General features: G+C 65.7%; 11 protein-coding genes. 7 read left to right on the forward strand and 4 right to left on the reverse strand.

Translation table 11 applies throughout. The features are described 5' to 3' along the window. The first annotated feature begins 2 nt into the window (after positions 1-2). The 5 genes from ACVWYS_RS19255 to pknB are packed head-to-tail and all read left to right on the forward strand — an operon-like array spanning position 3 to position 8,471. On the forward strand, positions 3-1,757 hold the full coding sequence (locus ACVWYS_RS19255; protein ID WP_456507883.1) for a PP2C family protein-serine/threonine phosphatase: 1,755 nt from the start codon (positions 3-5) through the stop codon (positions 1,755-1,757). Continuing rightward, positions 1,754-3,196 (forward strand): FtsW/RodA/SpoVE family cell cycle protein, encoded by a 1,443-nt coding sequence (locus ACVWYS_RS19260; protein ID WP_456507884.1) that lies wholly within the window; start codon positions 1,754-1,756, stop codon positions 3,194-3,196. The genes ACVWYS_RS19255 and ACVWYS_RS19260 overlap by 4 nt, the downstream gene beginning before the upstream one ends. Next, positions 3,193-4,650: a peptidoglycan D,D-transpeptidase FtsI family protein gene (locus ACVWYS_RS19265; RefSeq protein ID WP_456507885.1), complete on the forward strand. Its 1,458-nt coding sequence runs from the start codon at positions 3,193-3,195 to the stop codon at positions 4,648-4,650. The genes ACVWYS_RS19260 and ACVWYS_RS19265 overlap by 4 nt, the downstream gene beginning before the upstream one ends. Continuing rightward, the gene (locus ACVWYS_RS19270) at positions 4,647-6,488 is read left to right on the forward strand and encodes a protein kinase domain-containing protein (RefSeq protein WP_456507886.1); all 1,842 of its coding nucleotides are present in this window, start codon (positions 4,647-4,649) and stop codon (positions 6,486-6,488) included. The genes ACVWYS_RS19265 and ACVWYS_RS19270 overlap by 4 nt, the downstream gene beginning before the upstream one ends. Positions 6,489-6,494: 6 nt before the next feature. After that, positions 6,495-8,471 carry a Stk1 family PASTA domain-containing Ser/Thr kinase gene (gene pknB, locus ACVWYS_RS19275; protein ID WP_456507887.1) on the forward strand — a complete coding sequence of 659 codons (1,977 nt, stop codon included), beginning with the start codon at positions 6,495-6,497 and terminating at the stop codon, positions 8,469-8,471. 36 nt (positions 8,472-8,507) lie between these two features. Here the strand turns inward: pknB and ACVWYS_RS19280 are convergent, their stop codons facing one another. Together ACVWYS_RS19280 and ACVWYS_RS19285 are read right to left on the reverse strand one after the other, a co-directional pair. Next, complete coding sequence (locus ACVWYS_RS19280) at positions 8,508-9,149, reverse strand: anthranilate synthase component II (RefSeq protein ID WP_116766346.1); 642 nt, start codon at positions 9,147-9,149, stop codon at positions 8,508-8,510. A 170-nt stretch (positions 9,150-9,319) separates the two neighbouring features. Beyond that, the gene (locus ACVWYS_RS19285; protein WP_456507888.1) at positions 9,320-10,120 is read right to left on the reverse strand and encodes a class E sortase; all 801 of its coding nucleotides are present in this window, start codon (positions 10,118-10,120) and stop codon (positions 9,320-9,322) included. Between the two features lie 167 nt (positions 10,121-10,287). Between ACVWYS_RS19285 and ACVWYS_RS19290 the strand changes: the two genes are divergently transcribed. Then, positions 10,288-10,539, forward strand: coding sequence for a cell division protein CrgA (locus ACVWYS_RS19290; protein WP_116766345.1), 252 nt, complete (start codon positions 10,288-10,290; stop codon positions 10,537-10,539). A gap of 164 nt (positions 10,540-10,703) precedes the next feature. Continuing rightward, on the forward strand, positions 10,704-11,309 hold the full coding sequence (locus ACVWYS_RS19295; RefSeq protein WP_116766344.1) for a DNA-3-methyladenine glycosylase I: 606 nt from the start codon (positions 10,704-10,706) through the stop codon (positions 11,307-11,309). A gap of 1,202 nt (positions 11,310-12,511) precedes the next feature. Here the strand turns inward: ACVWYS_RS19295 and ACVWYS_RS19300 are convergent. After that, the gene (locus ACVWYS_RS19300; RefSeq protein ID WP_116766343.1) at positions 12,512-13,378 is read right to left on the reverse strand and encodes a rhomboid family intramembrane serine protease; all 867 of its coding nucleotides are present in this window, start codon (positions 13,376-13,378) and stop codon (positions 12,512-12,514) included. Between the two features lie 9 nt (positions 13,379-13,387). Further along, entirely contained in the window at positions 13,388-13,933 is a 546-nt protein-coding gene (locus ACVWYS_RS19305; RefSeq protein WP_116766342.1) for a peptidylprolyl isomerase, read from the reverse strand. Positions 13,934-13,948: the final 15 nt, after the last annotated feature.

Consider the following 13,948-nt stretch of genomic DNA (forward strand, 5'->3'; position numbering starts at 1 on the left):
CCATGGCTGCCCCGGATCTTCCCGCAGACAGGGCCGAAGGCAAGGCAACTGCCCCGAAGCGGCCACTCATCATGCGCTACGCCGCGCGTTCGGACGTCGGCCGTGTGCGCGCCAAGAACGACGACTCTGCCTACGCGGGCCGGCACCTCGCCGTCGTCGCCGACGGCATGGGCGGCCACGCCGGCGGCGATGTCGCCTCGGCAGCGACCGTCCTGGACATGATCCACCTGGATCATGATGACTACGACAGCGACGCCGGCACTGTCCTGGCCGACGAAATCCAGACCGCAAACTCCCTGCTGTCCGAACTGGTCCATATCAATCCGAAGCTCGCCGGGATGGGCACCACAGTCACCGCCCTGTTGCTCGCTGAGGGCAAGCTTCATTTCGCCCACATCGGAGACTCCCGGGCCTACCGGCTGCGCAACGGCGAGTGGGAACAGGTCAGCATCGACCACACCTTTGTCCAGCGCCTCATCGACGAAGGCCGCCTGCGGCCCGAAGAAGCCGAAACGCATCCGCACAAGAATGTCCTCATGCGGGTCCTGGGCGACGTCGATGCCAGCCCTGAGCTGGACCTTGATACCCTCGCCGTCCAGCCCGGGGAACGCTGGCTGCTGTGCTCGGACGGTTTGAACTACGTGGCGGGCCATGTCGTGGAGCGCACGGTTCGGGAAACCAAGGACCTCAACGAATGCGCCGACCTGCTCATTGAACTGACCCTGGAAGCCGGCGCCCCGGACAACGTGACCGTTGTGGTGCTGGACATCGGCGAGCAGACGCCCGACGACGTCCGGACCGCCGCCGTCGACGTCGTCCCCGCGCCGGCAGCCCCCGGCGCCGGGCCTTCAGCCGCCGCGTTGCCCGGAGCACTGGCCGGCAGTGCCGTCGGTGCGGCGAAGTCCCCCGGCGAGCCCGTGAAGAAGAACGACGCCGGCGCCGCTGGACCCGCTGGCGGGTCCCCGGCCGCGACGGGCAAGCAGGCCCCCGCCCCCGCGTCCGAAGGCAAGGAAGCGGACAAGACGGCTGGCAACAAAGAACCCGAGACCACTACGGACCCGCATCTGGGCGAACATCTCTCGGCCGAAGTCCTGCGCGAAGAGCTCTCCACCCGTCCGCACGAACTTGTTGGAGCCGCCGCCGCAGCGGCGGAATCAGGGTCCATTCCGTCGATCGCCGGACGCACCGTGGCCCGGCGCGCGGCCACGGTCCTCACGCACAAGTCGGAACAGACCCGCGAGGACACCGAAGAATTCAAGGCTGCCGGGCGGCCGCGCCGCTGGCTCACGGTGTCCATTGCCGCCGCCATCGTCGCGCTGCTGGCAATCGGGCTCTGGCTTGGCTACGCCTGGACCCAGACGCGTTACTACATCGGCGAGCACGATCAGCATGTGGCCATCTTCAACGGGGTCTCCCAGCGCCTGGGACCCATCCAGCTTTCCACTCTCGAAGCGGTGACCGATATTAAGATGTCCGACCTTCCGGAATTCTCGCAGCAGCGGGTCCGCCAGACGGTGCCTGCCCGAGATCTCTACGACGCACAGCGGATCGTCAAGAACCTTGAGCGCACCGGTACCACAGCCCCGGCCGATGAGTGCCTCACGCCGTCCCCCTCCGTGACGGCCGGCGCCAGTGCCACCCCCGGAGCCAAGGCCTCGCCGGGCGCCACCGCGACACCCGGGGCTACAGCTGCGCCGGGAGCGGCCAAGCCTTCGGCGTCCCCCGCTCCGACAACGAACTGTGAGGGGGCCAAATGACACCCATCGACCCCGTGCCCAAGCCGCGACGGAACGTGGAGCTTGTCCTTCTGGTCCTGGCCCTCGCCGTCGGGATCGGCGCCCAGGCCCTCGTAGGCGTGGACCGGCAAAAAGCGTTCGACACTGACTTCTGGTTCCAGTCCGGCCTCCTGGCGGCAGCCGCATTGGCCTTCCACGTGGTGCTGCGGATCCGCGCAAAATATGCCGATCCAGTAATACTTCCGCTCGTGGTCGCTCTCAACGGGCTGGGCCTTGCCATGATCCACCGGCTGGACAGGGTGGGCGAAGACACCGGCAACAACCAGCTCCGCTGGACCCTGGTGGCCATGGCGGTCGCGATCGCCGTCATTTGGTTCCTCAAGGACCACCGGATCCTGCGCCGCTTCACCTATATTTCGCTGGCCGTCAGTGCGGCGCTCCTCGTCATGCCGCTGGTTCCGGGCATCTCGGCCGGAGAAGTCCTGGGCGCGAGCGTCTGGATCAAGATCGGTTCCATGACCTTCCAGCCGGGTGAAATCGCCAAGATCACACTCGCCATATTCTTTGCCGGGTACCTTTCCTCAAACCGGGACCTGATCCTGCTGGCCGGCCGCAAGATCGGCCCGGTGCAGTTCCCGCGGTTCAAAGACATGGGACCGATGATCACGGCCTGGCTCGTAAGCATCGGTGTGCTCGTCTTCCAGCGCGACCTCGGCACCTCGATCCTGTTCTTCGGCCTGTTCCTCGTCATGATCTACGTCGCGACGAGCCGCATCAGCTGGGTCATCATCGGACTCGTCCTGATGGTGGTAGGCGGCTTCGTGGCAGCCAAGGCGTTCTCCCACGTCGCCCTGCGGATCGACGGCTGGCTCAATGCCTTTACCCCTGAGGTCTACGGCCGGGAGTTCGGCGGCAGCCTCCAAATCGTCGAAGGCCTGTTTGGCATGGCCAACGGCGGCCTGGTCGGCACCGGCCTCGGCCAGGGCCGCCCCAACCTCGTCCCGTTCGCCAACAGCGACATGATCATCGCCTCATTCGGTGAGGAACTCGGGCTGATCGGCGTCTTCGCGATCGTCCTGATGTACCTGCTGCTGTTCACCCGGGGCTTCCGCGCCGCGCTGGGCACGCGCGACGCCTTCGGCAAGCTGCTGGCCACCGGACTTTCCTTCGCGATCGCGCTGCAGTGCTTTGTGGTGATTGGCGGCGTCACGCGCCTGATCCCGCTGACCGGACTCACGACGCCGTTCCTCGCCGCCGGCGGATCCTCCCTCCTGGCGAACTGGATCATCGTGGGCCTGCTGCTAATGATCTCGCACACCGCGCGCCGGCCGGTCGATACGACGCCGCTGCCACCCGGCCAGGAACCAGGCGCCGGAAAGAACCTCCCCGCGGAGCCTTCCAGCGCTCCCGCTCCCCAAGCCAGTCCCTTCGCACCCACCGAGGCGGTGAAACAGCTATGAACCAGGCCATCCGCAATTCATGGATCGCCGCCATCGCGATGTTCGTGCTGATCTTCGGCGCGCTCAGCTACGTGCAGGTGGTCGGCGCAGACGAGCTCCAAGCCAACGCCTGGAACAGGCGCGCCATCCTGCAGAACTACTGCAACGACCGCGGCGCCATCATTGTCGGCGGCACCCCGGTGGCAGAATCCGTGCCTGCCACGGAAAGCTGCAAATTCCAGCGGACCTACTCCCAGCCCGAGCTCTACGCGGGAGTCACCGGATACTTCTCCAAGAACTACGGCCTCACTGGCCTTGAGAAGTCGATGAACGACGTGCTGGCCGGCAGCTCGGACCAGCAGTTCCTGGACCGGGTTGGCCAGTTGTTCCTCGGCAACCAGCCCAAGGGCGCGTCCGTGGAGCTGACACTGGACCCCAAGATCCAAAAGCTTGCCTACGACCTCATCCCGGACGGCCAGCGTGGTTCCATCGTGGTCACCAACCCGAAGACCGGCGCGATCCTGGCCATGGTCTCCAAGCCCTCTTATGACCCCAACCTGATTGCCACACAGGATCCGGTGGCCGAGCAGTCCAACTACAACGAGCTCAACCAGATCCCCGGGATCAACCTGAACCAGAACGTCAGCGGCCCCACCGGGGCATTGCTGGCGCCCGGATCGGTGTTCAAGCTCATCGACACCGCTGCGGCGCTGAAGTCGGGCAAGTACAACAAGGACAGTGTCCTGCCTAACCCGGCGGAGATGTCGTTCCCGGGCATCGAATACAAGCTCCCCAACTATGCGGGAGGCAACTGCTACACCCGCAGCACGGCGTCGTTCGCGTTTGCCCTGCAGCAGTCCTGCAACACCCCGTTCGCCAGCATCGCGCTGGACCTGGGCCAGCAGGCCATCGGGGACCAGGCGTCAAAGTTCGGCTTCGGGCAGGACTTCGGCGACCAGTTGAAGCTGGACTCGGCGCCGAGCTTTTTCCCGAGCGATCCGCTGGACGACGCAGGACTGGCGCAGTCCTCGATCGGCCAGCGGGATGTCCGGGCCACCCCGCTCCAGATCAACACGATGACGGCCGCGATCGCCAACGACGGCGTGCAGATGCAGCCGAGCCTGATCAAGGCCGTACGCGCCCCGGACCTGCGGACTATCAGCGAGCCGAAGCCGCAGGCCCTGCGCACCTCCACCACGCCGGAGATCGCGCGGCAGATCAACGAGTGGATGGTCAGCGTCGTTGACGACGGCATCGCCAAGCGGGCGGCCGTGCCCGGCGTCCAGGTGGCCGGCAAGACCGGAACCGCGGAACTCGGCAACGGCTTGAACAACTCATGGTTCACCGGGTTTGCCCCGGCGAATGACCCGCAGGTGGCTGTCACCATCGTCATGGAAGGCGTAGACATCACCACCGGCGCAAACCTAACCAGTCCGAACGCGAAGAAGATTTTTGAGGCGGTGTTGAATAAGTGAGGCCTACTTCAGGAATCACCCTCGGCGGCAGATTCCAGCTGACCACACGCATTGCGATCGGCGGCATGGGAGAAGTCTGGAAAGCCAAAGACCTGATCCTTGGCCGCATTGTCGCCATCAAGGTGCTCAAGGAGGAATACACGGGTGATCCCGGGTTCCTGCAGCGGTTCCGCGCCGAGGCACGCCATACCGCGCTCCTGAACCACGTGGGCATCGCCAACGTCTTCGATTACGGCGAGGAAGAGGGCTCCGCCTACCTCGTCATGGAACTGGTACCGGGCCAGCCGTTGAGCAGCATCATCGAACACGAGCAGGTCCTCTCCCCGGACCGGACCCTCTCGATGATGGCGCAGACGGCGCGTGCCCTCGCTGTCGCCCATGCGCAGGGCCTCGTGCACCGCGACATCAAGCCGGGAAACCTGCTCATCACCCCGGACGGCCGCGTCAAGGTCACCGACTTCGGCATCGCCCGCCTGGCCGACCAGGTTCCGCTGACTCAGACCGGTCAGGTGATGGGCACCGCCCAGTACCTGGCACCGGAACAGGCCACGGGGCAGACGGCCACCGGAGCCTCGGATATCTACTCCCTCGGCGTGATCGGCTACGAGTGCCTCACGGGCCACCGGCCGTTCTCCGGGGAGTCCCAGATCGCCATCGCGCTGGCCCAGGTCAATGATGCGCCGCCGCCGCTGCCGGAGACACTGCCCCGGCCCGTCCGGGCGCTCCTGATGTCCATGCTGGCCAAGGATCCGAAGAACCGCCCTGCTGATGCCATCAAGCTGTCCGAGGCGGCCGAGGCCATCCGCAACGGTGACATCGCGGCGGCCCACGCAGCTGTTCCGGGCATGCTCCTCTTCGACGCGGCAACCGGGCCCATCACGGCCCCGGTCGATCTCCCCACGGCAGCCACCAGCGTCATTGCCTCCAGCGCCGCGGAGGACAGGTCGACGTCGGCAACCTCCGCGCTGCCCGTCGTCGGCGCCGCCGGTGCCGGCGCGGCGGCAGGCCTTGCGGCCGGCGCGGCAGCAGCCAGCGGCTACGGGGCACGCAACGCGCTCAACCGCGCCGACGCCCTGGCCGCCGAGCGCAACTGGGTGCAGGACGAAGCAGAGTACGACGAGGAAGACGAACACGCCGAGGAACCGCAGCGCCGCAAGCGCAGCCCGTGGACCTGGCCGCTGATTGCGCTGATCCTGCTGGTGGTTTTCGCCCTGGCCGGTGTGGTCATCAGCCAGGCCGGTAACCTCTTTCCCTCACAGGCGCCGGTCACAAGTGCCCCCACGTCCAACAGCGTGAAGCCGAGCAGCGCCAGCCCCTCGCCGTCGTCCGCGTCGCCCTCCGAGACCCCCACCCCCACTCCCTCTTCCGCGACGCCCACCGAGTCCACCCCGGCAGCCATCAACCTGATCCCGGACGCCTACCTGGGGCGCCCCTACGCCGACGTCCGCAACGAGCTGGTCGGCAAGGGGCTCCAAGTCACCGGCGCCGAGGTCTTCAACGACGCGACGCCGGGTACCGTCACCAATATTGACCCCTCCGGTCCGGTCCAGCCCGGGACCACCATCACCGTGAGCTACTCCAAGGGGCCGGAAATGGTCGCCGTCCCGTCCATTCCGGCAGGCGCCAGCGAGGCCGAAGTCCAGCAGGCCATCCAGAACGCCGGACTGCGCTGGGCCAAGGGAGCCGACGTCAGCCCCACGAACAAGAAGGAAGACCCGGGAACCTTTGTGAGCTCGGACCCCGCGTCCGGGAGCAAGGTGGCCTCCGGGAGCGTCGTGACCTACCACCTCGCCAAGGCCTCGGCCGCAACGCCTTCACCTACCAAGTCCGCACCCTAAGAAATCATGAACAACACACCCCGCACACCGTCGCACAGGGAGGATCGCCCTGTGAACACGCAGCGCGTCCTCAGCGGACGCTATGAGCTGGGTGAGCTGATCGGCCGCGGCGGCATGGCGGACGTGTTCCGCGGTGTCGATACCCGGCTGGGACGCACTGTCGCCGTCAAACTGCTGCGCCCGGACCTGGCCCGGGATCCCCAGTTCCAGGCCCGGTTCAAGCGCGAGGCCCAGGCCGTCGCCGCGCTCAACCATCCCTCGATCGTGGCTGTCTTCGACACCGGGGACCATGCGGTCCCCGGTGACCGCGAAGACAACGTCCGGGTGCCCTACATCGTGATGGAATTCGTCTCCGGCAAAACCATTCGTGACCTGGTCCGGGCCAAGGAAGTCACCATCGATCAGGCCATCGACTTCACCCTGGGTGTCCTGTCCGCCCTCGATTACAGCCACAAGGCCGGAATCGTGCACCGCGACATCAAACCCGCCAACGTGATGTTCTGCCCGGAATCGAACAGCGTGAAGGTCATGGACTTCGGGATCGCCCGCGCCATTGCGGACTCCTCGGCAACTATGACGCAGACGCAGGCTGTGGTGGGCACGGCCCAGTACCTGTCTCCGGAACAGGCCCGCGGCGAAACGGTCGACGCACGTAGCGATCTCTACTCCGCCGGATGCCTCCTGTATGAAATGCTGACCGGCCGACCGCCGTTCATCGGGGACAGCCCGGTCTCTGTGGCGTACCAGCATGTCCGTGAAATCCCTGAGCCGGCCAGCAGCCTCAACCCTGAGGTCTCCGACGCGCTGGACAGCGTGCTGATGAAGGCGCTGCAGAAGAACCGCGCGGACCGTTTCCAGGACGCGGCTGCCTTCCGGCGGGCCCTGCGGGCCGCGCGCAACGGTGTAGCGGTAACCGCGCCGGCGGCCAGTGAGGCCCCAACCGACCCCACCAACGCCGTTTCCCGTCAAGACCCGCTGGCGCCCACGGCAGCCTTCTCGCTGACCGGGGCCAAGTTCCTGGACGAGTCCCCCGGCGGCCGGCTGCGGCCCGCCGAGGAAGCGCCCCTGGACGATCACATGCTGCAGCCTGCCGGCACCGAACTGTACGGCACCGCGGACACCGGCAGCCTGCCCCTGGCGCTGCCGGTCGAACGCGAACGCACGCCGCGGCAGAAATCCCGCCGCCGCACCTGGATCGCGACCCTGGTGGTCCTCACGATGCTGGTGCTGGCCGGGGGCGGCCTGTGGCTATACAACCTCATGAACCAAAGCCCGCCACAGGCGACCAAGGTCCTGATACCCACCGTGACGTCCTTGACGGAATCAGAGGCTCTGCAGAGGCTCTATAACGCCGGATTCAAGCCGCAGCTCAAACGGCTGCAGCACGACACCATCCCGAAGGGGACTGCAATTGGTACGGTGCCGTCCTCGGGAAGTTCCCTGGAAGCCAACTCGGACATCATCCTGAACATCTCCGAAGGCCCCAGCACCATCGCCATTCCGACGGACCTGCCCGGCCGGACGGAGGCGGCGGCCCGCGACCTCCTGCACCAAGAGGGACTGACCGGTTCCCTCACCACCAAGACATCCAACAACCCCACGGTCCCGGCCGGCATCGTCATCACCACCAACCCGGCCCCTGGCCAGGTGGTGGCCGTGGGGGACGCCGTCGAAATCGTCGTCTCGACCGGGAAGGTTGCCGTGCCGCAGCTGATCGGGCTGCCCCTGGCGGACGCGGAGGCGGCCCTGACGGCCCAGGGCTTGAAGCTCAATGCCACCGAAGTGGAGAATTCCCAGGTGGCTCCGGGCAAGGTGACAGGGCAGGCTGATGCCGCGGATTCGCTCGTGGAACAGGGCAAGACCATCACGGTGACGGTGGCGAAGGCGCCGGCTCCGGCGCCAGCTCCCACACCGACGCCCACGCCGAGTCCCACCAAGACCGCGTCCAAGGAGGACGCCGTCCTGAACGGGTTGTTCCCCTAACCCGGGCTGTTTCCTACCTAGGTTGTCCCTGACGGGTCAGTGCTTGATGAGCGGGCTCAGGTCCGCTGCCCGTTCGGCGGCGCCAGCCATGCCCAGCGACTCGAGCCAGTTGCCGAGCATCTGGTAGCCGCCTTCGGTCAGGACTGATTCCGGGTGGAACTGGACACCGCACAGCGGGGCGGTGCGGTGCTGCAGACCCATCACAACACCGGTGGCCGTTTCCGCGGTGATCTCCAGGACCTCCGGGATGCTCTCGCGGACAGCGGCCAGTGAATGGTAGCGGGTGGCCGTGAGGGGCGACTGGAGCCCGGCAAACACACTGGTTCCGTGGTGTTCGACCAGGGACGTCTTACCGTGCATCAGTTCGGGCGCGTGCGTCACGATTCCCCCGTAGGCCTCCGCCAGCGCCTGATGGCCCAGGCATACGCCCAGCATGGGCTTTGCGTGGCGGCCGCACCATTTAATCAGCTCAATGCAGACGCCGGCCTCGGCCGGATTCCCCGGGCCGGGGGAGATGAGCACGCCGTCGCGTGCCTCGGCCATTTCGATCGCCTCGGCGAGCGTGACGTCGTCGTTGCGGACCACCGTGGTCTCCGCGCCGAGCTCCTGGAGGTAGCCCACCAGGGTGTAGACAAAGCTGTCGTAGTTGTCTACGACCAAGATCTTGGTTGTGCTCATGGGTGCCTTGCTGAACCAATCGTTGAATCTGTTAACTGGGTGAATTGCGCCAGCCAGGGAAAAAGGAACTGAACCATCAATACCAGTGCTCCGGCCGCAAGCACCAGCGCCGTCACAATCCTGAGCCACAAGGGCCCGGGAAGGTGGCGGAATAGCCAGCTGTACATGCCTCAGCCTTCCCCGGCCGCGCGGGCCGCCTGGGGAGCGATTTCGGCCGGCGGACCCGCCGACACAGGTTGCCACCGCTCCAGCAGTGCGTAGGCGACAAAGCGTTCCTGCGAGCCAAAGCGCGGATTGCAGCTCGTCATAGTCAGGTAGCGCTCGGTGGCTATTGCGCCCGGCTGCATCGGCACCGGCAGCAGTACATCTGTCCGCGAGGGCAGGACTATCTGGCTGTTCCGGAACACGTAGACATAGTAGCCCTCGCGGGTCTGGACGTAGATTCGGTCCCCGGGCACCAGGGCATCAATGTTGTCCAGGACCGCGCCGTGAGTCTGCCGGTGGCCGGCCACCGCGAAGTTTCCCGCCGCGCCCGGCATCGCGGTGCCCTGGTAGTGCCCGATGCCAAGGGTGTCCAGCAGCGCCGGAGTGGTTCCCTGAACGATGGGGCGTGTGTATCCGGCACCGAACCGGGGAACGTACATGATGCCGATCGTCGCGCCCTCTTCTGGTTCAGGGGCAACGACGGGTTCAGCGGCGGCGGACGCCGGCACGACGTCCTGCGCGGCTCCGCCGGATTCCGGCACGCCGAACGCCGCGGGAGCGGCTACTGCGGTCCCACGGGCGAATTCCCTAACGACGTCGCGCTGCCGGGCGTCGGAGGCTACATTCGTCCACCACAACTGCCACGCCACGAAGAGCAGGAGAATGACGCCGACCGTCATGAGCAGTTCACCTGCGATCCGGACACCGCGCCGGAACAGTCCCCGCCGGCAGCCGGTCCGGCCGGATCCCTGCTTCAACTGCAGCACTACGGGTTCTCCTCGTGGGCGATTGGGGGTCAACGGTGTGGCCTGAACTACAGCTAGAATTGACTGCGAACGAGAATTCAAACTTGACCAAGAGCGCGCTGGCCGCCGGGGGCTTACCTCCTGCACGATACCAAGCCGCCCTTGTTCCGGCCCGCCAAGGAGGATCAGTGCCCGTCTCGAAGCCGCGTAAGAGGACTACCAGTGTGGCGCCGCAGACTTCTGCTGCGGCCTACAAGCCCAATCCGGTCTGGTTCAAGCCCGTCATGTTTGGCCTGATGATCGTTGGTCTGCTGTGGATCATCACGTTCTACATCACTCAAGGCGCCTTCCCGGTGCAGGCCTGGGCCTCGTGGAACATCGTCGTCGGGTTCGGAATCGCGATCATCGGCTTCCTGATGACCACGCGCTGGCGTTCCTGAACCACGCCTCCGCGGAGCATGTCCCTGATGGGCCGGTACACACTGTGTACCGGCCCATCAGCGTTAATCCCGGCGCTCGAGCGCCCGGCTGTCCAGGCTTCAGGCGGCCGTGTCCTTATGACCGATAATGCTGGGAGCGGCATTAACCCAGCGAAGGATTCCAGATGACCCCGGCAGTAAGCGGCTCAATTATTGGCGACGACGGACTGGCGCGGCCTGTGTGGGCAGCCGTGGATCCCATGCTGCGTGAGTACTACGACACCGAGTGGGGAATGCCCGTCCGGGATGAGCAAGGTCTCTACGAACGAATCTGCCTCGAAGGGTTCCAGGCCGGGCTGTCCTGGGCGACGATTCTGCGGAAGCGGCCCGCTTTCCGTGCGGCATTCAAGAACTTCCACCCGGAGACGGTAGCGTCCTTCACCGACGCCGATGTGGAACGGCTCATGCTCGATGCCGGCATTGTCCGGAACCGGCTCAAGATCCAGGCAACGATCACCAACGCCAGTGCCACTCTGGCGTTGCGGGACGACGGCGGCCTGGTCGACTTCGTCTGGGCCTTTCAGCCCTCAACCACGCCCCGGCCGCATTCGCTGGATCAGGTCCCCACGACCTCGGCCGAGTCTGTGGCGCTGTCCAAGGCGCTGCGCAAGAAGGGTTTCGCGTTCGTCGGACCCACCACCATGTTTGCGCTCATGGAAGCCATCGGCATGGTGGATACCCACCTGCTGGACAGCCACCGGCGCGGAACGTCGGGCGTCTGGCCGCACTGACGCCGCGGTCCGGCGGGACGGCCTGACGCGGTGCCGCGCAGCGCCGGTTTCACGAGCCGGCTTTATCCACAGCTGTGCACAAGTCTGGGGAAACTTATCCACATTGTTCATAAGTTTCCGTTCATTCGCGCCTTCCAGCCCGGGTAAAAGGCCGCAGCTGGCCAGCCCGGAGGCGGCGGTATCTCCGCCGGGCCATGAATTACAACTCTGTAAGTTATTAACAGTGTGGATTCCCTGTGGAAAAGTGCCGTGGATCGGCCGTCCGTCCCGTCCGGTGCTCCGCGGCCGTGCCAGGCCACGCCAGAAGCGACTGTCCCGGCCGGCGGAGTGCGACGAATAAGTTATCCACTTAGTAACAGTGTTCTACCCACAAGTTATCCACAGCTGGGGATAACCGCCGGCTCGGGGAACCGGCATGCCTTGCTAGCGGGCCATGAGCCGGATTTCTTCGCGTGGCTACTAAGCGCATCAAGTTATTAACACTGTGAATAACCCTGTTGAAAGACCTCGGCTCGGCCAGCGGTGCTTGCGGCCTGAAGGGCGGCCGGATCAAACGACGTCACCGCTGCACATTGCGGCGATGGCGCACGATCCAGCGACACGGGGCGACGGGCCGGCGGGAAGCCGCCAGCGCGTCTGCAGTTCCTGGGGACGCATTGTTGGAGGGCGAAGCAGCGGACCCGGCGAACAAACAGAGTTATCCACTTACTCACAGGGCTACCCACAGAAGTTATCCACAGGTGTGGAGATCCATCGGACGGCGTCACCACGCTTCCGGAAATTCGCCAGCTGTGGCCTTCAGATCGGGAAACCCGGGACGAACTACACGCGTGTAAGTTATTAACAATGTGGATAACCCCTGTGGAAAACTTCCACCCGCGGCCGGGGACATCGCCGCAGATCGGACGGGTTTTCCCCGGGGGTTCAGACGGGTGGTGCAGACGGGAACCCGGGTCGCGCCGGCAGGGCTGTCAGGGTGCGCCGGCAGGACTGGTGAGGTGCGCCGTCCGGGGCGACTTTGCGGGCCGGAGACGGCGATAGACGGCCTGGGAGCGGCGTTTTCACGTCGAAGTGCCACCCGGACAAAACTGCCCGGAACCACGCCCTGATGGATTGGCACGAGTACGGCGGGGCGCAGACGGGATGGACGGCAAAAGGGCGCCGCCGGGGTAGGCGGCAAAGGTGGTGGAGGCGGGCCCGACTTAAGCGGCGCCGGCCATCCGGACGGCTGAAACGACGATCACCAGGGCCAGGACGCCGGCGAGGCCGATCACCTGGATCAGAGTCTGCCGGGGTCCGCGGGGAGTGTAGGCAATGACGACGGCGCTCAGGGCGCCGGTGACGAGGCCGCCAAGATGGGCCTGCCACGCGATCTGGGGGACCATGAATCCGATGACGCCGTTGATGGCGATCAGGACCAGGAGTTGGCGGATATCGCCGCCGCGTTGCCGCTGGACCACCAGCAGGGCGCCGAACAGGCCGAAGATGGCGCCGGAGGCTCCTACGAGGCCAACGGGGCCGTTCACGGGATAGACCGGGGTCAGCAGGAGGAAGCCGGCCGAGCCGCCGACGGCGGAGAGCAGATAGATCGCCAGGAAGCGGACATGGCCCAGCAGCGGTTCAAGGATCTGGCCGAAAATCCACAGCGTGTACATGTTCAGGACGATGTGGAGCAGGAATCCCTGGGAGTGCAGGAACGCCGAGGTGAGCATCCGCCACGGCTCGCTGTCAGTGAAGGCGGGGGCGTATGCCAGCTGCTGGTAGATCCCGTCGTTGGGGACGATCCACTGCAGGGCATAAACAAGGGCGCACAGCCCGATAATCACGAAAGTGACTACCGGTTTGCCGATGGTCGCGGCGCCGCCGTAGACGGTCCTGACGGTCGGCGTCGTGCGTTTGGTTTCATTGACGCAGTCAACGCATTGGAATCCGACGGCGGCCGCCCGCTGGCAATCGGGGCACGCAGGGCGCCCGCATCGCTGGCAGCGCACATAGGCGGGCCGGTCCGGGTGCCTGGGGCACACCGGGATCTCCGCGGACGGCTCTGCCGCCGGAACTCCGTAGCTCATGGTGTGGGGTTAGAGCTTCTCGATATCAATGCTGTTGATGGTGACGTCCTCGACGGGGCGGTCGCCCATGCCGGTGCGGACGCCTTCGATCGCGTCGACGACCTTCTTGGATTCGTCATCGGCGACCTCGCCGAAGATGCTGTGCTTGCCCTGCAGCCAGCCCGTGGGGATGGTGGTGATGAAGAACTGCGAACCGTTGGTGCCGCGGCCCATTTGGATGCCGGCGTTGGCCATGGCCAGCTTGTACGGCTCGTTGAACGTCAGTTCCGGGTGGATTTCGTCGTCGAACTTGTAGCCCGGTCCACCCGTGCCGCGGCCCAGCGGATCGCCGGCCTGGATCATGAAGTCCTTGATGATGCGGTGGAAGATGGTGCCGTTGTAGAGCGGCGTGCCCGTCTTGTCCTCGCCCGTTTCCGGGTGGGTCCAGGCCTTCTCACCGGTGGCCAGTCCGACGAAGTTGTCGACGGTCTTCGGCGCGTGGTTGCCAAAGAGGTTGACGACGATGTCGCCGAGGCTCGTGTGGATAGTGGCTTTTGCGGTTGCGTTGGCAGTCATGGGGCCTATTCTTCC

Source organism: Arthrobacter sp. TE12231 (assembly GCF_054062895.1).